Consider the following 20391-nt stretch of genomic DNA (forward strand, 5'->3'; position numbering starts at 1 on the left):
GCGAGGGCGCCCCGCACAAGGTTACTGGCTCGCCGGACCGGCTATGACGGACGGACCGCGGGACCGCCCGTCGCCCTACTGGCGGATCGTCCAGCCCCGCTCCCGCAGTGCCGCGCTCAGCGCCGGGGCCGCCTTCTGCTCCACCATGAGCTGGACCAGGCCCGCCTGCTGCCCCGTCGCGTGCTCGATGCGGACGTCCTCGATGTTGATCCCCGCCATGCCCGCGTCGGCGAAGATGCGGGCCAGCTGGCCGGGCTGGTCGGAGATGAGGACGGCGACGGTCTCGTACGCCCGCGGGGCGCTGCCGTGCTTGCCGGGCACCCGGGCCCGGCCCGCGTTGCCGCGGCGGAGCACGTCCTCGATGCCCTGGGCGCCCTCGCGCCGCTTGGCCGCGTCGGAGGCCTGCAGAGAGCGCAGGGCCCGTACGGTCTCGTCGAGGTCCGCGGAGAACTCCGAGAGCAGATCGGCCACCGGGCCCGGGTTCGCGGACAGGATGTCGATCCACATGCCCGGGTCGGAGGCCGCGATCCGGGTCACGTCCCGGATGCCCTGCCCGGACAGCCGTACGGCCGCCTCGTCCGCGTGCTCCAGGCGCGCGGCCACCATGCCGGCGACCAGGTGCGGCATGTGCGAGACCAGCGCCACGGCCCGGTCGTGGGCGTCGGCGTCCATCACGACCGGCACGGCACGGCAGTGCGAGACCAGCTCCAGGGCGAGGTTCAGCACCTCGGTGTCGGTGTCGCGGGTCGGCGTGAGCACCCAGGGCCGGCCCTCGAAGAGGTCGCCGCTGGCCGCCAGCGGGCCGGACTTCTCACGGCCCGACATGGGGTGGGTGCCGATGTAGCGTGCCAGGACGGCCGGATCGATGCCCAGGGCCTCCAGTTCGCGGCGCGGACCGCCCTTGACGCTGGCCACGTCGATGTAGCCGCGGCCCAGGCCGCGCCGCATGGCGTCGGCGAGCGCTGCGGCCACGTGCGCGGGCGGCGCCGCGACGATCACCAGGTCGACGGGTCCCTCGGGCGCCTCGTCGGTGCCGGCGCCGAGCGCGGCGGCCGTACGGGCCTGCTCGGGGTCGTGGTCGGCGAGGTGCACCGTGACCCCGCGCGCGGCGAGCGCCAGGGCGGCGGAGGTGCCGATCAGCCCCGTACCGATGACGAGTGCGGTTCTCACTGGGCGATGTCCTTGCGGAGGGCGGCCGCGGCGCCGAGGTAGACATGGGCGATGCCGGCGCGCGGGCGGTCGGACTCGATATGCGCGAGGATGCGGACGACTCGGGGCATCGCGCCCTCGATGTCCAGTTCCTGGGCGCAGATCAGCGGTACGTCGACGATGCCGAGCCCCCGGGCGGCGGCCGCCGGGAAGTCGCTGTGCAGATCGGGCGTCGCCGTGAACCAGATGCTGATCAGGTCGTCCGCGGTGAGGCCGTTGCGTTCCAGGATGGCCGTGAGCAGGGCCCCGACCTGCTCACCCATGTGCCCGGCCTCGTCCCGTTCGAGTTGGACGGCGCCCCGGACCGCTCGTACCGGCACGGTGATGCTCCTCGCTGATGTTCGGCAATGTCTGGCCACCAGCGTAGTCAGCCCGCGAGGCGGGGATGCGCGCCGCCCGCCGGGCGGGACGCCGTCGCGGGTTCCTCCGCCCGCGGACGGCGTCCCGTCCGGGCCGCTCACAGGTCCCAGAGCGCCCCGAGCGTCTGCAGCTCGCCCCCGTACTCGATGCGGTCCACCCACGGCCGCGGCCAGACCTCGACGCCCAGGTGGGCGCCCGCGAAGGCGCCCGTCAGGCAGGCGATCGAGTCGGAGTCGCCGGAGGAGCAGGCGGCCCGGCGCAGGGCGGTGACGGGCTCCTCGGGGAAGAGCAGGAAGCACAGCAGGCCGGTGGCGAGGGCCTCCTCCGCGATCCACCCCGGACCGGTCGCCAGACACGGGTCGGTCTCGGGCGACACGGTCGGCACGGCGGCCTGGAGGCGTTCGAGGATCTCCAGGCACTCGTCCCAGCCGCGCGCGATGAAGTGCTCCGGGGTCGCGTCCTGGGCGCGGGTCCACAGATCGCCGAGCCACGGCTCGTGGTAGCGGCTGCGGTTCTCCCGCGCGTACGACCGCAGCAGTCCCACCAGGTCCGCCGGCTCGGTGCCCTGCACCAGGAGGTGGAGCGCGTGGGCGGTCAGGTCCGAGGCCGCGAGCGCCGTGGGGTGGCCGTGGGTGAGCGCGGCCTGCAACTGGGCGGCGCCGGCCCGCTGTTCCTCGCTCAGCCCCCGTATGAGCCCGACCGGCGCCACCCGCATGTTGGCCCCGCTGCCCTTGGAGTCGATCTGGCTGGCCTGCTGCCAGGGCCGGTTCCCGTCGTCCAGGAGGCGGCAGGCGGCCAGGCAGGTCCGGCCGGGTGCCCGGCTGTTCTCCGGGGAGTGGTACCAGGCGACGAACTCCTCGCGCACCGGCCGTTCCATCGGCTCCGGCTCCAGGACCCCGCGGTCCATGACCGTGCGCAGCCCGCGCCCGAGCGCCAGGGTCATCTGAGTGTCGTCGGTGACGAGGGCCGGGCTCGGCAGCTCCCGCTCCCGCCACGGCCCGAAGGTGGCCAGGATCGACGGCACGTCAAGGAACTCGGTCGGGAAGCCGAGCGCGTCGCCGAGGGCGAGACCGAGCAGGGATCCGGTGGCGGCGGTCCTGGAGTGGGCCGTGGTGGTCATGAGGGACGTCCTTCCGTGGCGGGGCGGAGCAGGGGCGGGTGGAGGGCACTGGCGCCGCCCGCGCGGTAGAGCGCGGCGGGCTTGCCGCGGCCGCCGGTCAGCCGGGCGGCGCCCGGGACCGGTTCGACGAAGCCGGGGCTGGCGAGGACCTTGCGCCGGAAGTTGGGCCGGTCCAGGGCGGTGCCCCACACGGTCTCGTAGACCTGCCGCAGTTCGCCGAGGGTGAACTCGGGCGGGCAGAAGGCCGTGGCGAGGGGGGTGTACTCGAGCTTGGCGCCGACGCGGTCGTGGGCGTCGGCGAGGATGCGGTCGTGGTCGAAGGCGAGCGGCCCCGGGCCGGGGTACGGCAGCCAGCGCGCCTGTGCCGCGTCGCCGCCGCCGTGCGGCGCGGGAAGGCCGGGCAGCAGGGCGGCGAAGGCGATGGAGACGACCCGCATCCGGGGGTCGCGGCCGGGGTCGCTGTAGGTCCGCACCTGCTCCAGGTGGAGCCTTGCGACATCCGCCAGACCGGCCTCCTCGGCGAGTTCCCGCCGGGCCGCGTCCTCCGCGGACTCCTCGGGACGCACAAAGCCGCCGGGGAGCGCCCAGCGGCCCGCGTAGGGCTCCTGTCCGCGCTCGACGAGCAGGGCGTTGAGCGCGCCCGCGCGGAGGGTGAGGACGGCGAGGTCGACGGTGACGGCGAAGGGCTCGTAGGCGTGCTTGTCGTCACCCCGCACGACCCACCCCCTTAATAGTCATAATGACTATAAACAGGGACAGTGACGGAGCACAAGGAAGCGGCCGGCTCCCACACAACGGGAACCGGCCGCTCCGGTGACGCCAGAGGCGTGACGAGCGCCTTTAGAGGTCGACTTCCTTCATCAGCATGCCGACCTCGGTGTTCGACAGGCGGCGCAGCCAGCCCGACTTCTGGTCGCCGAGGGTGATCGGCCCGAAGGCGGTGCGCACGAGCTTGTCGACGGGGAAGCCGGCCTCGGCGAGCATGCGGCGCACGATGTGCTTGCGGCCCTCGTGCAGGGTCACCTCGACCAGGTAGTTCTTACCGGTCTGCTCGACCACCCGGAAGTGGTCCGCGCGCGCGTACCCGTCCTCCAGCTGGATGCCGTCCTTGAGCTTCTTACCCAGGTCGCGCGGGATCGGGCCCACGATGTGCGCGAGGTAGGTCTTCTTGACGCCGTACTTGGGGTGGGTCAGCCGGTGCGCCAGCTCGCCGTGGTTGGTGAGCAGGATGACGCCCTCGGTCTCGGTGTCGAGCCGGCCGACGTGGAAGAGCCTGGTCTCGCGGTTGGTGACGTAGTCCCCGAGGTTCTGGCGCCCCTCCGGGTCCTCCATGGTGGAGACGACACCGGCCGGCTTGTTGAGCGAGAAGAACTGGTACGACTGCGTGGCCACGGTCAGCCCGTCGACCCGGATCTCGTCCTTCTCGGGGTCGACCCGCATGCCCTGCTCGGTGACGATCTCACCGTTGACCTCGACCCTGGCCTGCTCGATCAGCTCCTCGCAGGCCCGCCGGGAGCCGTAGCCGGCGCGCGCGAGCACCTTCTGCAGCCGCTCGCCCTCCTGCTCGGCGCCGGGGAAGGTCTTGGGCAGTTTGAGGTCCTTCTTGCCCGCGTACCGCTCGCGGTTGCGCTCCTCGGCGCGCGCCTCGTACTCACGGGAGCTCCCGGGAGCCGTTCGGCCGCCGGGCTGCTGGGCCTGCTTGGGTCCGCCCTTGGCGCCACCGCGCGCGGCGCCGCCACGCCCGGACTTGGGGCCGTCCTGCGTGGCGCCCGGACCCACGTCGTAGCGGCGCTCCTCCGGGCGGGGCTTACGGGGACGGCCCTGGCCCTGCCTCTCGTCCCTGTTGTTGCCGGCGCCGCGGTGGTTGCCGCGCCCGCCGTTCCTGCCGCTGCCGCTACCACTGCTTCGCATCAGAATTCCGTCGTCGTGTTCGTCGTGTGATCGTCAATCCGCGTCCGGAGCATCGGGAGCATCCGGGTCGAACGACGGAACGCCCTCCTGGGTCTCGGCCTCGATCGCCTCCGCCTCCGGGAGGAAGGGCGCGAGCTCCGGAAGCTCGTCCAGGCCGCGCAGGCCCATCCGCTCCAGGAAGTAGTTCGTCGTCCTGTACAGGATCGCACCTGTTTCGGGTTCCGTGCCCCGCTCTTCGACCAGACCGCGTTGGAGGAGGGTGCGCATGACCCCGTCGCAGTTCACTCCGCGGACCGCCGAGACGCGGCTGCGGCTGACCGGCTGGCGGTACGCGACCACCGCCAGGGTCTCCAGGGCGGCCTGGGTGAGCCGGGCCTGCTGGCCGTCGAGCACGAAGCGTTCCACGGCGGGGGCGTAGGCGGCGCGGGTGTAGAAGCGCCAGCCGCCCGCCACGAAGCGCAGCTCGAAACCACGCCCCTGCACGGTGTACTCGTCGGTGAGTTCCCGCAGCGCGTCGGCGATCTGCCGCCGGGGCCGCTCCAGGATCTTCGCCAGATGTTCCTCGGTGGCGGGCTCGTCCACGACCATGAGCACGGCCTCCAGGGCGGGCTTGAGGTCGAGCCCCGCCACCGTGTTCGGGCCGGAGGGAATCTCCGCGGTCTCCTCGCTCACGCCTTCTTCTCCTCCGTGGGCTCCTCGGGCGGCCGGTCGAACTCGTCCGTGACCACCGGTGTCTCGTCCCCGTCCCCGCCGGTCCAGCGCACCAGCAGGTCACCGAGGGCGGCCTCCTGCTCCAGCGCCACGGCCTTCTCCCGGTACAGCTCCAGCAGTGCGAGGAAGCGGGCGACGACCGTGAGGGTGTCGTCGGTGTCCTCGACGAGCGCACGGAAGCTGGCCTCCCCCAGCGCCCGCAGGCGCGCCACGACGATCCCGGCCTGCTCCTGCACGCTGACGAGGGGGGCGTGGATGTGGTCGACGTACACCTGCGGCTTGGGCTTGGGCTGCATCGCCTTGACCGCGAGCCTGGCGAACCCCTCGGCGCCGATGCTGATGACGACCTCGGGCAGCAGTTCGGCGTGGTGGGGTTCGAGGCCGACGGTACGGGGGTAGCGCCGGGCCTCGTCCTCGGTGCGCCCGTGGAAGATCTCGGCGACCTGTTTGTAGGCGCGGTACTGCAGGAGCCTCGCGAACAGCAGGTCCCGGGCTTCGAGCAGTGCGAGGTCCGCCTCGTCCTCCACCTCGGCGGCGGGCAGCAGACGTGCCGCCTTGAGATCGAGCAGGGTCGCGGCGACGACGAGGAACTCGGTCGTCTGGTCGAGGTCCCAGTCCGGTCCCATGGCCCGGATGTGCGCCATGAACTCGTCGGTCACCTTGGACAGCGCGACCTCGGTGACGTCGAGCTTGTGCTTGGAGATCAGCTGGAGGAGAAGGTCGAAGGGCCCTTCGAAGTTGACCAGCCGCACCGTGAAGACACCGTCGCCGGGCTCCGGGCCCGCCAGGGCCGTGTCGCCCCCGGACGGCGGCGTGGCCACGGCCACCGAGCCCGGGGAGGTCTCCGCCCCGGCGGGGGTCTGCCGGCCCGGCGCACCGGCTGCGGCGTCCGAGGACGGCCCCGTGACGGTGCCGGAGGGCGCGGGGGTGCCGAAGGCCCCGGCCGGGAGGCCGGGGGCCGTCCCGGGGCCTGCCGGAAGGCCGGGGGCCGTCTCGGGTCCTTCGGCCGGGTCCGCGGGCTCCCCGGCGGGTCCCGTGGGCCGCTCGGGGTCACCCGGGCTCACAGCGGTCGCCATGGCCGTCGACAGAGGACGGCGCCCGCCTTCGGGGCCGGCCGGCCCGGCGGTCGCGGTGCCGTCCTCCCGGGACGCGGTGGCCGGTCCGGTCGCTGTTTCGAGCGCGGCCTCCTGGCCGGGACCGGACTCGGTGACGACGGCGGGCGGTGCCGTCCCGGCCTCGCGGACGGGTCCCGGCCGGGTGCTCTCGTCGTGCGCGGGGTGCTCGGGCCGCTGGGCCCGGGAAGTGCCCGGTCCGCGCCCCAGTGCACGCCGACGGCCGCCGGAGCCGGCGGAACCGGAAGCGGGAGCGGAGCCGTCGTACGAGGTCATAGCCGTCGCAGGCTACCCGCTCAGCGCCCCCGGAGCCGACGTACGAGGATGCTCGCGTCCCCGCGGGACTCCAGATCGGCCAGCACCACGGCGACCGCCTCGCGCACGATCCGCCCGCGGTCCACCGCGAGCCCGTGCTCGCCCCGGAGCACGAGCCGCGCGTGCTCGAGATCCATCAGTTCCTCGGCGGACACATACACGGTGATCTTCTCGTCGTGCCGTTCCCGTCCGCTGGGCCGCCGTGCGGCGGCACGCCCCCGCTTGCGCGGCTGGGCCGCGGCGGCACCGGCAGAACCTTCCTGCGGGGGCTGCCGCCGCACGGGCCGCTCGGCGCTCGCCGAGCGCATACGCGACTCCCCGGCCTCCGCCTCCGCGGCATCCGCCGCGACGTGCTCGTCGCCCTCCCCGTCGCCGCCCCGTACGGGCACCGCAGGCGGCGCGTCCTGAGCCGCGGCCGTCGCGTCGCTCTCGCCCGCGGGAGGCGGCACCCGGGCCTCGCCGTTGGCCTGGCGCCTGGGGGTGGACGCCTGGAGCGCCATTCCCCCGGTGGTACGGAACAGTTCGTCGGCCCCCGGCAGACTCACTCGGCGTGACACCGGGCGAGCACCTCCCTGGCGAGCTGGCGGTAGGCGGCGGCACCGACGGAGTTGGAGGCGTACGTGGTGATCGGCTCGCCGGCGACCGTGGTCTCCGGGAAGCGCACGGTCCGGCCGATCACCGTGTGGTACACGTGGTCGTCGAACGCCTCGACGACGCGGGCCAGGACCTCACGGCTGTGCACGGTCCGGGAGTCGTACATCGTGGCGAGGATGCCGTCGAGTTCCAGCTCCGGGTTGAGCCGCTCCTGGACCTTCTCGATGGTCTCGGTGAGCAGCGCGACACCGCGCAGCGCGAAGAACTCGCACTCGAGCGGCACGATCACCTTGTGCGCGGCGGTGAGCGCGTTGACGGTGAGCAGGCCGAGCGAGGGCTGACAGTCGATCACGATGTAGTCGTAGTCGGGCAGCAGGGGCTTCAGGGCCCGCTGGAGCGTCGACTCGCGCGCGACCTCCGACACCAGTTGGACCTCGGCCGCCGACAGGTCGATGTTGCTCGGCAGCAGGTCCATGTTGGGGACGGCGGTCTTCAGCAGGACCTCGTCCGCGGACATGCCCCGCTCCATGAGCAGGTTGTAGACCGTGAGGTCGAGCTCCATGGGGTTGACGCCGAGACCCACGGACAGCGCGCCCTGCGGGTCGAAGTCGACGAGCAGCACCCGGCGCCCGTACTCCGCGAGCGCGGCACCCAGGTTGATGGTCGACGTCGTCTTGCCGACGCCGCCCTTCTGGTTGCACATCGCGATGATCTTCGCGGGACCGTGGTCGGTCAGCGGGCCGGGGATCGGGAAGTACGGCAGCGGGCGGCCGGTCGGGCCGATGCGCTCGCGGCGCTGGCGGGCCGCGTCGGGCGCGAGCGTGGCCGCGTACTCGGGGTCGGGCTCGTATTCGGCGTCGGGATCGTAGAAGTGCCCCTCGGGCAGTTCGTCGTAGGCGGCGAAGTTGTTGTGGACCTCGCCGCTCGGGCCGCCGGCCATGGCGTTCACGTGTGGGCCATCCATGCTCTGGTGTGCTGTCGGAACCAGGTGGGGGCTCTGGCTCTGGTGGGCTGCGAAGGTACGGACAGCGACGGAGCCGACAGCCTCGTGCCCCGTGGGGACCGTGCCCCGCGCAGGCATTCCTGGTTGACCACCCCCGGGAGAAAATGTCGACTCATTCACAAGTCGTCTTACCTCCTTGGTGACCAGGGAACTTCTAGACAGGTCAGCGTGGCACCATGCCGACGGTTGGCGACTCTATGGCGTGTCGGCGGTCCGCAGCAACACAATCCGCCGGACCCGGCCCGATGTGTCGGCATTGAAACATCCCGCTGTCAAGGGCGTCCGGGCACCGTTCGCCAGGTTTCACCGGTGTGCGAAACGGTTGAAGAGTTACGTTCGAGGCGAGTTGAACGAGTGTCGCAAAGTGACCATACACACATCCGGCCGGACCTTGTCGGGCAAGGTCCGGCCGGCTGCGCGGTGTTGACGAGGTGAGTTGACCGATCGCCCCCGGGACGCCGGGTCATCGGACCCGGCCGTCGGCCCGACTCAGTCGAGCAGGGACGACAGCTCCACGTAGTCGAGGCCGTGCGCCTCGGCGACCTCCTTGTAAACGACCTTGCCGTCATAGGTGTTGAGGCCCTTGGCCAGCGCGGCGTCGCGGCGCAGCGCCTCGACCCAGCCGCGGTTGGCCAGCTCCACGATGTAGGGCAGCGTGGCGTTGGTCAGCGCGTAGGTGGAGGTGTTGGGGACCGCGCCGGGCATGTTGGCGACGCAGTAGAAGACCGACCCGTGAACCCGGAAGGTCGGCTCGGCGTGCGTGGTCGGACGGGAGTCCTCGAAGCAGCCGCCCTGGTCGATCGCGATGTCGACAAGGACACTTCCGGCCTTCATCCGGGACACCAGCTCGTTGGTGACCAGCTTCGGGGCCTTGGCACCCGGGATGAGGACGGCGCCGACGACGAGGTCGGCCTCGAGGCAGGCCTTCTCCAGCTCGAAGGCGTTGGAGACGACGGTCTGGATCTTCGTACCGAAGATCTTGTCGGCCTCCTTGAGCTTGTTGATGTCCCGGTCGAGCAGGGTCACGTGGAAGCCCAGGCCGATGGCGATCTGCGCGGCGTTCCAGCCGGAGACGCCGCCGCCGATGATGACGGCCTTGCCGGCCGGCACGCCCGGGACACCGCCGGGCAGCACACCGCGGCCGCCGCTCGCGGCCATCAGGTGGTAGGCGCCGACCTGCGGGGCCAGCCGGCCCGCGACCTCGGACATGGGGGCGAGCAGCGGCAGGGCGCGGTTCGGCAGCTCGACCGTCTCGTACGCGATGGCCGTGGTGCCGGACTCCAGGAGAGCGTCCGTGCACTCCCTGGAGGCGGCCAGGTGCAGATAGGTGAAGAGGATCTGGTCCTTGCGGAGACGGTGGTACTCCTCGGCGACGGGCTCCTTGACCTTCAGCAGCAGGTCGGCGGTGGCCCAGACCTCGTCGGCGGTCTGAAGGATCTGCGCGCCTGCGGCGATGTACTCGTCGTCCGGGATCGAGGAGCCGACACCGGCGTTCCGCTCGACGACGACCTGGTGGCCGTTGCGCACCAGCTCGTGCACGCCGGCGGGGGTGATGGCCACCCGGAACTCGTTGTTCTTGACCTCGCGGGGGATGCCGACCTTCACGTCGATCACGGTCCTTGGCTCAGGGAATGTGGGGCGTTGCAATACATACCCGGACGCACAGGAGCACACCGGGAGACACCGCAGGAGAACATGCGGTAGAGCCAGTTTAATGAAGGTGTTCCCGCTGTCTAGCCTTTCATTACATCAATCTTCACCGGATGTACTACGGATTTCGCAGGCATTGACGTCCTGTGTCGGCGCCGATGGGTCCTCCTGGCGGATTTCACCCAGCATCCGCTCCGCCGCACCGCGGTGCAGACGCGCCGCCGCCGGATCGCCGAGGCGCTCCAGGGTGTCGGCCAGCCGGAGCCGCAGCGCCGCCAGCAGCCGCGTGTCCTCGGCGCGCCGCGCCCACTCGACCGCCTCGTGGCAGGTGCGCAGCGACTCCTCGGGCCGTCCCGCGTACTCCTGGACACGGGCCAGCTCGCTCAACGCCCGGGCATGGGCGGCCACATCGCCGTTTCTGCGGTGTGCCGCGATCGCCGCCCGCCAGGAGCGCTGCGCCTCGCCGTAGCGGCCCGCGTAGGTGTGGGCGGTGGCGATGCGGCCGTAGAGACGGGCGGCGTCCGCGTGCTCGGCGCGGGCGAGCCGCTGGGCGAGGGCCCTGCCGTACCAGTCGGCGGCCCGGTCGTAGTCCCCCAGCTCCTGGTGGGCGCCGCCTACGGATTCCATCGCGCGGCCCGTCGCATACGGGTCGTGCGCCGCCCGTCCGGCGTCCAGCGCGGCCCGGTAGCGGGCCAGCGCCTCGGCCGTACGGCCCGTCCGGGCGTCCAGGTCGGCGAGGTTCAGCAGGGCCGCAGCCTGCTCCCGGGGCAGGTCGCGGCGCTCGGCGACATCGAGGACGAGCTGGTGGATGGCATACAGCTCGGGCGCGGCCGCCTCGGTGCCGAAGTGCGCGACCAGGGCCCTGACCAGCGCGGCCATCAGCCGGCGGGCCAGCGTGTCCAGCTCGCCGTCGGCGACCGCGAGCCGGGCGGCGCCCAGCAGCGCGGGCAGCCGGACGCGCAGCCACTCCTCGGCGGCCCCGGGGGTCGAGAAGCGCAGGGCCCGGGGCAGCACGGCGAGCTTCTCGCGGGCCTGCGGACTGTCCTCGGTGATCACTCGGCAGGACTGCAGCAGCCGTACGGTCCGCTCCAGCATCCGGGCGCGGGCGAGCTGCAGCTCGGCCGGGCGGTCCTCGCTCGTCGCGAGCGCGCGCAGCAGCGGTTGCAGACAGCCGGGGACCTCGTACTGCGGCACGGGTGAGTCCACGCCGTGCAGGAAGCCGAGGGCGGTGAGGTCCTCGAGCGTGGTGCGGGCCGTCTCCACCGAGCAGCCGGCCAGCGCGGAGGCGGTGTGCGGGTCGACGAGACCGGCGGGGGCGAGGTGGAGCAGCCGCAGCATCCGCCGGGTGGCGCCGGGCAGTGCCGCGTACGCCAGGCGGAAGACACGGGCCGGCGGCGCTCCCTCCTCGCCCGCGGTGTGCAGTTGCTTGGCGAGATCGGCGACGGCGGCCTGGGGATGGGCGGCGAGCCAGCCGCCGGCGAGGACGAGCGCGGCGGGGTGGCCCGCGCACTCCTCGACGAGCCGCTCGGCGGCGCTCGGGTCGACGGTGATCCGCACCTCGCCGGCGTACCGGGTGAGCAGGTCGAGGGCCGACTTGGTGTCCAGTCCGCCGAGGGTGCACGGACGCACATCGGCGATCCCGGTCAGCGGGCCCCCGGAGACGGCGACGACCAGGCACTGAGGGGTGTCCGGCAGCAGCGCGTCGACCTGCTCGGCGGCCACCGCGTCGTCCAGCAGGAGCAGCACCCGGCGATCCGCGAGGGCCTCGCGCACCGCCTGGCCCAGCTCGTCCTCGCCGGCGCCGGCCGGGGTCGGCAGGCCGAGGCCGGTGAGCAGGGCGCGGGCGGTGCGCTCGGTCGGTACGGGGGTGCCGTCGGGTTCGCCGAGGCGGGCGCGCAGCACGCCGTCCCGGTAACGGTGCGCGACCTGGCGGACCAGTTCCTCGGCGAGCGCGGTCCGCCCGTAGCCGGGCCGTCCCGCGATCAGCAGCACCCGGGCCCGGGGGGCCTTGCGGCCGGAGATCGTGTCGAGCCCGGCGCGCTCGATGTCGAGACGGAGTTCTCGCAACTCCCTTGTGCGCCCGAGGAACTGACCTTCCGTGGTGGCGGGACGCCGAGCGTCCTTCGACAGCTCGTCGCTGTCAGCCGCCACCGCCTGATCCGTCACGGGCCACGCTCCCGTCCCACTGCGCACACAGGCCCGCCGGGTCTTGGTGCGGGTCGTCCCTCAGAGCCTAGTTCACGCTCTGCGACGATTCCGGCGGAGCGGGGCGGGCATATCCCTCGATCGGATCAGGCGATGGTACGACCGGCGCTCTGGGGGCGGCATCCCCCGCCTGGGAACTGCGCGGGGCGGGGGTGTCAGGGCGCGGCCCGGACGGGTGTCAGGCCTCGAACGGCCGGGCCGGCCACGGCGCCCCGGCCGGCCGCAGGGTGTCCAGGCCCGCGCCGCCGCGGGCCGCGACCAGGGCGAGAACGCCGACGGCGAGGCAGGTGTTGTGGAGGTCGCCGGCCAGCACACCGCGGACGACGTCGTCCACCGGGATCCGGGCCAGCTCCATGTCGGCCTCCTCGTCCTCGACCTCGAAGCGCTGCCCGTCGGCCTCGGACAGCTCGCGGGCCAGGAAGATCCGCACGGCCTCGTCGGAGCCGCCCGGCGAGGTGTAGACGTCGGTCAGCACACGCCAGTCCTCGGCCTTGACGTGCGCTTCCTCGTACAGCTCGCGCTGGGCGGCGTGCAGCGGGTTCTCCCCCGGGACGTCCAGCAGGCCGGCCGGGATCTCCCACAGCTTGTGGCGCACGGGGTGGCGGTACTGCCGGATGACCAGCAACCGGTCCTGGTCGTCGAGGGCGACGACGGCCACCGATCCCGGGTGGACCTGGTAGTCGCGGCGGGCGACCGAGCCGTCCGGCATGACCACGTCCTCGGCGCGGACGGAGGTCTTCTTGCCGGCGAACGGGGTCTCACTCGCCCGGATCTCCCATTCCTCGGGGGTGTCCTTGATCGTCATGTCGCCCTGTTCCTCCCACGCCTTGCACGAGACCGGGGTACGCCTCCCGCAGGACGCGCACCCCGGCCACCGTACCGCCTGTGTTACTTGCCGTTCTTCCGCGCGGTCTCCTGCCGCTGCCGCTGCACGGCCGCCTTCACCAGCCCGGCGAACAGCGGGTGCGGCCGGGTCGGGCGGGAGCGCAGCTCCGGGTGGGACTGCGTCGACACCAGGTAAGGGTGCACATCGCGCGGGTACTCGGCGTACTCCACGAGCTTGCCGTCCGGCGACGTGCCGGAGAACACGATGCCGGCCTTCTTCTCCAGCTCCGCCCGGTAGGCGTTGTTCACCTCGTAGCGGTGGCGGTGGCGCTCCTCGACGTACTCCTTGCCGTCGTACACCTCGCGCGCGATCGAGCCCTCGGCCAGCTTGGCCGGGTACATGCCGAGCCGCATGGTGCCGCCCATGTCGCCCTCACCGGCGACGATGTCCATCTGCTCGGCCATGGTGGAGATGACCGGGTGGGCGGTGGACGGGTCGAACTCGGTGGAGTTCGCGTCGGGGATGCCGGCGAGGTTGCGCGCGGCCTCGATCACGATGCACTGCAGGCCGAGGCAGAGACCGAGCAGCGGGACCTTGTTCTCGCGGGCGTAGCGGATGGCGCCGACCTTGCCGAGCACACCGCGGTCGCCGAAGCCGCCGGGGATGCAGATGCCGTCCACGTCGGCGAGGTGCGCCTTGGCGCCGGCCGGGGTCTTGCAGTCGTCGGAGGTGACCCACTTGATCTTCACGCGCGCCTTGTTGGCGAAGCCGCCCGCGCGCAGCGCCTCGGTCACCGACAGATAGGCGTCGGGCAGGTCGATGTACTTGCCGACCAGGGCGAGGGTGATCTCGTCCTTCGGGTTGTGGACGCGGTCGAGCAGGTCGTCCCAGGTCGTCCAGTCCACGTCACGGAAGGGCAGGTCCAGCTTGCGGACGACATAGGCGTCCAGGCCCTCGGAGTGGATGACCTTCGGGATGTCGTAGATCGAACGGGCGTCCGGACAGGCGACCACGGCGGCCTCGTCGACGTCGCACATCAGCGAGATCTTGCGCTTGATGGCGGTCGGGACCTCACGGTCGCAGCGCAGCACGATCGCGTCCGGCTGGATGCCGATGTTGCGCAGGGCGGCGACCGAGTGCTGGGTCGGCTTGGTCTTCAGCTCGCCGGAGGGGCCGATGTAGGGCAGCAGCGAGATGTGCACGACGAAGACGTTGTCGCGGCCGACCTCGTGGCGGACCTGGCGGACGGTCTCCAGGAACGGCAGCGACTCGATGTCGCCGACGGTGCCGCCGACCTCGGTGATCACGACGTCCACCTCGTCGGTGGCCATGCGCCGGATGCGGTGCTTAATCTCGTTGGTGATGTGCGGGATGACCTGGACCGTGTCGCCCAGGTACTCGCCGCGCCGCTCCTTGGCGATCACCGTCGAGTACACCTGGCCCGTGGTGACATTGGCGGAGCCGTCCAGGTCGCGGTCGAGGAACCGCTCGTAGTGGCCGATGTCCAGGTCGGTCTCGGCACCGTCGTTGGTGACGAACACCTCACCGTGCTGGAAGGGGTTCATCGTGCCCGGGTCCACGTTCAGATACGGGTCGAGCTTCTGCATCACGACGCGCAGGCCCCGCGCCTTGAGCAGCATGCCCAGGCTGGAGGCCGTCAGACCCTTGCCGAGCGAGGAGGCGACACCCCCGGTGACGAAGATGTGCTTGGTCGTCGTGGCTGTGCTGTTTCGGAAAGCAGCGGGCGGCATGGCCAAGAGGGGGCTCCCGTGGTCGCGGTCTGGGGTGCGGTCCGGCTCGCCTCCGAAGGATGTCCGGCGGTGCCGTCGCTGCGGTTCGGGGGTTTCGTGCCCACCGGTCCACGGGCTACCAGCGTATCAGCGCCCGGAGGGGACTGCTTCCGGCCACGCTCCGCGCACGCGTCACCACGGTTTCGCGGGGGTCGCTTCCCGCCTCACTCGTTCGGAGCCGTACCGTTGGCCGGACCGGCACGCGGACCCTCCACGTGCGTCGTATCCTGCTCGGACCATCGCTGCCGAGCACTCCCGGCAAACGGCACCACCCCCGCCCGTTACCGGAACTACAACAGCTCGTCAGTTCGTTGAACATCGACTGCTTCGTTCTCGAACGGGTCGGTGGACGACGCCTTTCTCACCCACCCCATGACCGCAAGAGCGAACGCCCCTCTGGGGCTTCGTGGCCGTTCGACTGGAGTTGCATTGGCCGGGCGCATCGAAGACTACGCACTCATTGGAGACATGCAGACCGCGGCGCTGGTCTGCCGGGACGGCACCGTGGACTGGCTGTGCCTGCCCCGATTCGACTCCCATGCCGTCTTCGCGGGACTGCTCGGTACGGAGGAACACGGCTTCTGGCGGCTGGGTCCGGCCCACGCCGCGGACGTCGAGCCGCCGTCTGCCGCCCGGCGTTCCTACCGGGGAGAGTCCCTGATCCTGGAGTCCGAGTGGGACACCCCGCGCGGCACCGTCCGGGTCATCGACTTCATGCCGCCGCGCGACGGCGCGCCCCAGGTGATCCGGATCGTGGAGGGCGTCACGGGCCGGGTGCCGATGCGCTCGGAGCTGCGGATGCGGTTCTCCTACGGGCGAGTGGTGCCCTGGGTCCACAAGCACGAGGGACGCACGGTGGCCGTCGCCGGGCCCGACTCCGTGTGGTTCGACACCCATGCCGAGACCTACGGCAAGGGGCTGACGACCTACGCGGACTTCACGGTCGCGCCCGGTGACCGGATCACCTTCACGATCTCGTGGCAGCCCTCGCACCAGAAGCCGCCGCCGCTGCCGGAGCCCGAGCAGTCGCTGGAGGCGACCGAGGAGTTCTGGCGCGAGTGGGTGGAGCACTGTACGTACCACGGTCCGTACCGCGAGGCCGTGGTCCGCTCCCTGATCACGCTCAAGGCCCTCACCTACGCCCCGACGGGCGGCATCGTGGCCGCGCCCACGACCTCGCTGCCCGAGGAGATCGGTGGCGTCCGCAACTGGGACTACCGCTACACCTGGCTACGGGACGCCGCGATCACCCTGACCTCGCTGCTGCGCACCGGCTACCGCGAGGAGGCGCGGGCCTGGCGTGAATGGCTGCTGCGCGCCGTGGCGGGCGACCCCGAGAACCTGCAGATCATGTACGGCATCGCGGGCGAACGGGAACTGGGCGAGGCCGAGTTGGACTGGCTGCCCGGCTACGAGAACTCCGCGCCCGTGCGCGTCGGCAACGGCGCCGCGCACCAGTTGCAGCTGGACGTGTACGGAGAGGTCACCGAGGCCCTGCACCTGGCCCATATGACGGGCCTGGCCCGCAACGACTACGCCTCCCTGCTCCAGCTCAAGCTGATCCGCTATCTGGAGCAGCACTGGGACGAGCCGGACGAGGGCATCTGGGAGGTGCGCGGCCCCCGCCGCCACTTCGTGCACTCCAAGGTCATGGCCTGGGTGGCGGTGGACCGCACGATCAAGCTGATCGAGTCCGGGGACGCGGACGGACCGCTGGAGAAGTGGCGCGAGCTGCGCGACGACATCCACCGGGACGTGTGCGAGAAGGGCTACGACAAGGAGCGCAACACCTTCACACAGTCCTACGGCTCCAAGGAACTGGACGCCTCCCTGCTGCTGATTCCGCAGATGGGCTTCCTGCCGCCGGACGACAAGCGGGTGATCGGCACGATCGAGGCCATCCAGCGCGAGCTGTCCACGTCCGACGGCTTCGTCCTGCGCTACCCGACCTCCGGTGAGGAGGAGGGCGTGGACGGGCTGCCGGGTGACGAGGGCGCGTTCCTCGCCTGCTCGTTCTGGCTGGCCGACGACCTGGCGATGATCGGCCGCGTGGACGAGGCCCGCAAACTCTTCGAGAAGCTGCTCGCCCTGCGCAACGACCTCGGTCTGCTCGCCGAGGAGTGGGACCCGCGCCTGAAGCGCCAGGTCGGGAACTTCCCGCAGGCTTTCAGCCATGTTCCGCTGATCGACACGGCCCTGCGGCTGACGGCGTCCGGGGCGTACGGGGGCTGAGCGGGTGTGGGATCCCAGATCCCGTGTCCAATTCCGCGACGCGATGTCCACTGCGTGTCCAATTGGACACGGTAATGGGATCCACTCCTCTCAGTCCGGAACTTCCTCACTTCGTGTACAGGAACGCTCCGGCCGTCATGACCACTGATGGCCGGGGCATGCCAGCGGCATTCGACGGCCACCGGGGCCGTTCTGGCGAACGCGAGGTGGGGACCGATGACTGAGGTCGCTCAGCCCGGGTCGGTGCACGTGAGTGTCCGGCGTTCTGACCAGTCTGTGGTGGATGATCTGGAGTGGTCCTTGGTGCCACTCGATCTGCTGCGGCAGGCGGAACCGTGGCGGACGTTCCGCTGGTACAAGGATCAGAAGCATTACTCGGGTACGTACTGGTCGGCGACGTTGCGCGACCACGTGATCTACGAGTCGCGGCTGGAGTTGGGCCGACTATTGTTCGCCGACTTCTCTCCGAAAGTGCAGCACATTGTCGCTCAGCCCTTCCTTCTCAAAGCCGAGGTGGAGGGCAAGCTACGGCGGCACATCCCGGACTACCTGCTGCTGACCCAAGACGGCCCTCTGGTCGTCGACGTTAAGCCGCGGCACCGGCTGGAACGACCGGACGTGGCGTTCACCTTCGCCTGGACACGACAGGCGGTCGCCTTGCGCGGCTGGCAGTACGAAGTCTGGAGCGAGCCGGACCCGCATCTGCTTGAGAACGTCCGCTTCCTTGCCGGCTACCGGCGCGACTGGCTGTTCGACACCACCCTCGTGGACGAGTTGCAGACGGCAGTAGTGAACGGCATGTCGCTGGGTGAGGCATTCCTGCTGCTTCCCGCACGCCCCCGCCCATTGGTGAAGTCGGCGGTCTTGCATCTGATGTGGTCGGGCCACGTGACGACAGATCTGGAAAAGCCGCTGAGCGCGGGCCACGTGCTGAGGAGGGCGGCATGAACGGGGCAGGCACACGGCTGGGCATCGGCACTCACTTGCGGCTGGATGGCGAGACGGTCGAAGTCGTGGAATTCGCCAGCCTGGCCACGGGCATGGACGTGGTCCTCAAGGACGCTCGCGACCGGCTGTTACGCATGTCGGTCCGTGAGTTGCTGGCCTCAGATCGGGCCGTAATGATCCCGAACGGCCCCGGCCCGTCCTCGGATGACGGGGACTTGGCGGCGTCAGTGCTGGCCTCGCTGAGTCCGAAGGAGAGGACGGATCTGCTGGAGCGAGCCGAACATGTCCGCGAGATGCTGACGGGATACCGCTCGGGCAGTGAAGAGCTGGCCAAGCCAGGGGAACCGCGGCCTCAGTACGCTCCGGACCTGCCGATGATCCAGCGGTATGCGGCGAAGGCATCCGAACTGGAAGTGACGGACCGAACCGTTCGCCGCTGGGCACGCGCCTTCCTGCAAGACGGTGAGGCCGGGCTCGCACCCGGCCGAGGGCCGGCGAACAACGGTCTGAGCAACGCCGATCCCCGCTGGGTGGAAACGGCCACGGAGGTCCTGGACGAGTACAAGACGGAGTCGCGTCCGTCGATCAAGGTTGTGCTGGAGAGGGTGGAGGCCCGACTGGTCCGTCGTTTCGGTGAGGGCGAGGTGCTGGTGCCACGGCGATCAGCGGCCTACCGGTGGATGCAGGAGCTTGAACGTCGGCAGCCGACCTTCCGGCTGAGCACGAAGCGGAACCGGGACATCGCCGACCGGCCCAGCGGGGTTCACGGAAAGCTGCGGCCGACCCGACCCGGTGAGTATCTGCTGATGGACACCACACGGCTGGACGTGTTCGCGCTGGACCCGGTCACCCTGAAGTGGGTTCAGGCAGAGCTGACTGTTGCGATGGACTGGTACACCCGCTGCGTCACCGGCATCCGTGTCACGCCGGTGTCCACGAAGGCCGTCGATGCCGCAGCCGTGCTGTTCCAGACTTACCGGCCCCGGCCCGTTCCGGACATCTGGCCCAAAGAGGCAGCCTGGCCCGATCACGGAGTCCCGCGCGGTGTCCTGGTCGATGTCGAAGCAGTTCACGGACCTATCACCGGGGCGGTGGGCCCGGACTTGGCGCCGGAGACGCTCATCGTCGACCACGGCAAGATCTACCTGTCGGCACATCTGACGAGTGTCTGCCGTCGCATGGGCATCTCCATCCAGCCGGCCCGGCTGCGCACGGGCCGGGACAAGGGCCCTATCGAGCGGTTCTTCCGCACGCTGCGCGAGGACCTACTGCAGTTGCTGCCCGGCTACAAAGGGCCGGACATCCACTCGCGCGGGCTGAACCCGGAAAAGGACGCCTTCTTCTTCCTCCACGAGTTGGAGGCGATCATCCGGGAGTGGGTCGCGGTGGCCTACCACCGCAGGCCGCACCAGGGCCTGATCGATCCGCACCTGCCGAAAGTGGAGCTGTCTCCGACGGCGATGTTCCAGCACGGGCTCGCCCGCGCCGGCTACATCGAAGTGCCCCGGGATCCCGACCTCGCCTACGAGTTCCTCGACGTCACTCTGCGGACTGTTCAGCACTACGGCGTCGAGATCGACTACCGCCGCTACAACGGTCCCGCACTTGATGGCCTGCGCGACATGGCCGGCTCCGACATCGAGCTGGCCAAGCGGCGGATGGAGTTCTACGCCGATCCCGACGACATCACCCGGATCTACTTCCGTGACGCCAACCGCATCTGGCACACCCTGGAGTGGGAACACGCCCGCGGCCTGCAGATGCCCTTGAGTGAGGAAGCACTTCAGTTCGCCCGGCGCCTGGCCACACAGAAATACACCTATCCCAATGACCGGCTGGCCATCGCGCTGCTGCTGGAACGGTGGAACCTCGGGCTGGGTGACTCCATGGCCGAGCGGCGGATGGCTTTGAGGCTTTCCCGCGAACAAACCGCTCTGGAACTGCCGCAACAGCCGACTGCCGAGGTCAGCACGCTGCCATCCGTCGCCCACATCCTCTCCCTCCCGCAGCAGTCGGCACCTCCGGTGCTCAAGACAGACCTGACGGCAGAGGAAGGCGATGACGACGCCGACAGCTTGGAGGAACTCGGTGAGGACCTGGACTTCTACGCCTCGGCGCTGAAGGACGTGGACGACGATGAGTAGCCGCACACGTCCCACAGACGACGACGCTGGTCTGCGCGCCAAGCTGGATCACCTCACGCTCTCGCGCAAGGAGGGCTTCGGGCGCCTGGCCGACAACCCGGCCCGTCCGCGCCCCGAGCAACTCTCCCGCCGCCTGCTGAAGAAACTGGGCGAGGAGGCACTGGCCCAACGTCGCTTCCGTAGTGTGATCTTGGTCGGGTAGGGTCCTGATCTTGTGGCGAGTGGGCACATAGCTGGTGAGACATACCCCGAGCGGACACG

General features: G+C 70.8%; 17 protein-coding genes. 4 read left to right on the forward strand and 13 right to left on the reverse strand.

Annotation, left to right across the window (positions count from 1 at the left end; all coding sequences use genetic code 11):
• Positions 1–75 precede the first annotated feature (75 nt).
• From ACWD5Q_RS25800 to ACWD5Q_RS25860, 13 genes are all read right to left on the reverse strand, one after another.
• Complete coding sequence (locus ACWD5Q_RS25800; RefSeq protein ID WP_451429418.1) at positions 76–1170, reverse strand: prephenate dehydrogenase; 1095 nt, start codon at positions 1168–1170, stop codon at positions 76–78.
• Positions 1167–1529: a chorismate mutase gene (aroH, locus tag ACWD5Q_RS25805; protein WP_451429419.1), complete on the reverse strand. Its 363-nt coding sequence runs from the start codon at positions 1527–1529 to the stop codon at positions 1167–1169. The genes ACWD5Q_RS25800 and aroH overlap by 4 nt, the downstream gene beginning before the upstream one ends.
• 137 nt (positions 1530–1666) lie before the next feature.
• The gene (locus ACWD5Q_RS25810) at positions 1667–2689 is read right to left on the reverse strand and encodes an ADP-ribosylglycohydrolase family protein (RefSeq protein WP_451429420.1); all 1023 of its coding nucleotides are present in this window, start codon (positions 2687–2689) and stop codon (positions 1667–1669) included.
• Positions 2686–3405, reverse strand: coding sequence for an NUDIX hydrolase (locus ACWD5Q_RS25815; protein ID WP_451429421.1), 720 nt, complete (start codon positions 3403–3405; stop codon positions 2686–2688). The genes ACWD5Q_RS25810 and ACWD5Q_RS25815 overlap by 4 nt, the downstream gene beginning before the upstream one ends.
• A gap of 124 nt (positions 3406–3529) precedes the next feature.
• Entirely contained in the window at positions 3530–4600 is a 1071-nt protein-coding gene (locus ACWD5Q_RS25820) for a pseudouridine synthase (protein ID WP_451429422.1), read from the reverse strand.
• Positions 4601–4633: 33 nt separating this feature from the next.
• Positions 4634–5272, reverse strand: coding sequence for an SMC-Scp complex subunit ScpB (gene scpB, locus ACWD5Q_RS25825; RefSeq protein ID WP_451429423.1), 639 nt, complete (start codon positions 5270–5272; stop codon positions 4634–4636).
• A complete protein-coding gene (locus tag ACWD5Q_RS25830; RefSeq protein ID WP_451429435.1) occupies positions 5269–6387 on the reverse strand; it encodes a segregation/condensation protein A in 1119 nt (372 codons plus the stop codon). The genes scpB and ACWD5Q_RS25830 overlap by 4 nt, the downstream gene beginning before the upstream one ends.
• A gap of 332 nt (positions 6388–6719) precedes the next feature.
• Positions 6720–7295, reverse strand: coding sequence for a hypothetical protein (locus ACWD5Q_RS25835; protein ID WP_451429424.1), 576 nt, complete (start codon positions 7293–7295; stop codon positions 6720–6722).
• A complete protein-coding gene (locus tag ACWD5Q_RS25840; protein WP_451429425.1) occupies positions 7280–8413 on the reverse strand; it encodes a ParA family protein in 1134 nt (377 codons plus the stop codon). The genes ACWD5Q_RS25835 and ACWD5Q_RS25840 overlap by 16 nt, the downstream gene beginning before the upstream one ends.
• 411 nt (positions 8414–8824) lie before the next feature.
• Positions 8825–9949, reverse strand: coding sequence for an alanine dehydrogenase (gene ald, locus ACWD5Q_RS25845; RefSeq protein ID WP_451429426.1), 1125 nt, complete (start codon positions 9947–9949; stop codon positions 8825–8827).
• 135 nt (positions 9950–10084) lie between these two features.
• A complete protein-coding gene (locus ACWD5Q_RS25850) occupies positions 10085–12151 on the reverse strand; it encodes a tetratricopeptide repeat protein (RefSeq protein ID WP_451429427.1) in 2067 nt (688 codons plus the stop codon).
• Positions 12152–12368: 217 nt separating this feature from the next.
• Positions 12369–12995, reverse strand: a complete 627-nt coding sequence (locus ACWD5Q_RS25855; RefSeq protein WP_451429428.1) for an NUDIX domain-containing protein — start codon at positions 12993–12995, stop codon at positions 12369–12371.
• An 83-nt stretch (positions 12996–13078) separates the two neighbouring features.
• Positions 13079–14767 carry a CTP synthase gene (locus ACWD5Q_RS25860; protein ID WP_451429436.1) on the reverse strand — a complete coding sequence of 563 codons (1689 nt, stop codon included), beginning with the start codon at positions 14765–14767 and terminating at the stop codon, positions 13079–13081.
• 468 nt (positions 14768–15235) lie between these two features.
• Here ACWD5Q_RS25860 and ACWD5Q_RS25865 point away from each other — a divergent pair, with 468 nt between their 5' ends.
• The 4 genes from ACWD5Q_RS25865 to ACWD5Q_RS25880 all read left to right on the forward strand — a co-directional run bounded on the left by ACWD5Q_RS25865 (position 15236) and on the right by ACWD5Q_RS25880 (position 20332).
• A complete protein-coding gene (locus ACWD5Q_RS25865) occupies positions 15236–17038 on the forward strand; it encodes a glycoside hydrolase family 15 protein (RefSeq protein ID WP_451429429.1) in 1803 nt (600 codons plus the stop codon).
• 216 nt (positions 17039–17254) lie between these two features.
• Positions 17255–17986, forward strand: a complete 732-nt coding sequence (locus ACWD5Q_RS25870; RefSeq protein WP_451429430.1) for a TnsA-like heteromeric transposase endonuclease subunit — start codon at positions 17255–17257, stop codon at positions 17984–17986.
• Complete coding sequence (locus ACWD5Q_RS25875) at positions 17914–20130, forward strand: Mu transposase C-terminal domain-containing protein (protein ID WP_451429431.1); 2217 nt, start codon at positions 17914–17916, stop codon at positions 20128–20130. The genes ACWD5Q_RS25870 and ACWD5Q_RS25875 overlap by 73 nt, the downstream gene beginning before the upstream one ends.
• A complete protein-coding gene (locus ACWD5Q_RS25880; RefSeq protein ID WP_451429432.1) occupies positions 20123–20332 on the forward strand; it encodes a hypothetical protein in 210 nt (69 codons plus the stop codon). The genes ACWD5Q_RS25875 and ACWD5Q_RS25880 overlap by 8 nt, the downstream gene beginning before the upstream one ends.
• Positions 20333–20391 lie beyond the last annotated feature (59 nt).

This window comes from Streptomyces sp. NPDC002513, assembly GCF_053595355.1.

Excerpts from the sequence above, each read along its gene's own strand:
- ACWD5Q_RS25855 (WP_451429428.1), bottom strand. The coding sequence starts at position 12,995 with ATGACGATCAAGGACACCCCCGAGGAATGGGAGATCCGGGCGAGTGAG.
- ACWD5Q_RS25860 (WP_451429436.1), bottom strand. The coding sequence starts at position 14,767 with ATGCCGCCCGCTGCTTTCCGAAACAGCACAGCCACGACGACCAAGCAC.
- ACWD5Q_RS25880 (WP_451429432.1), top strand. The coding sequence starts at position 20,123 with ATGAGTAGCCGCACACGTCCCACAGACGACGACGCTGGTCTGCGCGCC.
- ACWD5Q_RS25830 (WP_451429435.1), bottom strand. The coding sequence starts at position 6,387 with ATGGCGACCGCTGTGAGCCCGGGTGACCCCGAGCGGCCCACGGGACCC.
- ACWD5Q_RS25840 (WP_451429425.1), bottom strand. The coding sequence starts at position 8,413 with ATGCCTGCGCGGGGCACGGTCCCCACGGGGCACGAGGCTGTCGGCTCC.
- ACWD5Q_RS25810 (WP_451429420.1), bottom strand. The coding sequence starts at position 2,689 with ATGACCACCACGGCCCACTCCAGGACCGCCGCCACCGGATCCCTGCTC.
- ACWD5Q_RS25870 (WP_451429430.1), top strand. The coding sequence starts at position 17,255 with ATGACTGAGGTCGCTCAGCCCGGGTCGGTGCACGTGAGTGTCCGGCGT.
- ACWD5Q_RS25820 (WP_451429422.1), bottom strand. The coding sequence starts at position 4,600 with ATGCGAAGCAGTGGTAGCGGCAGCGGCAGGAACGGCGGGCGCGGCAAC.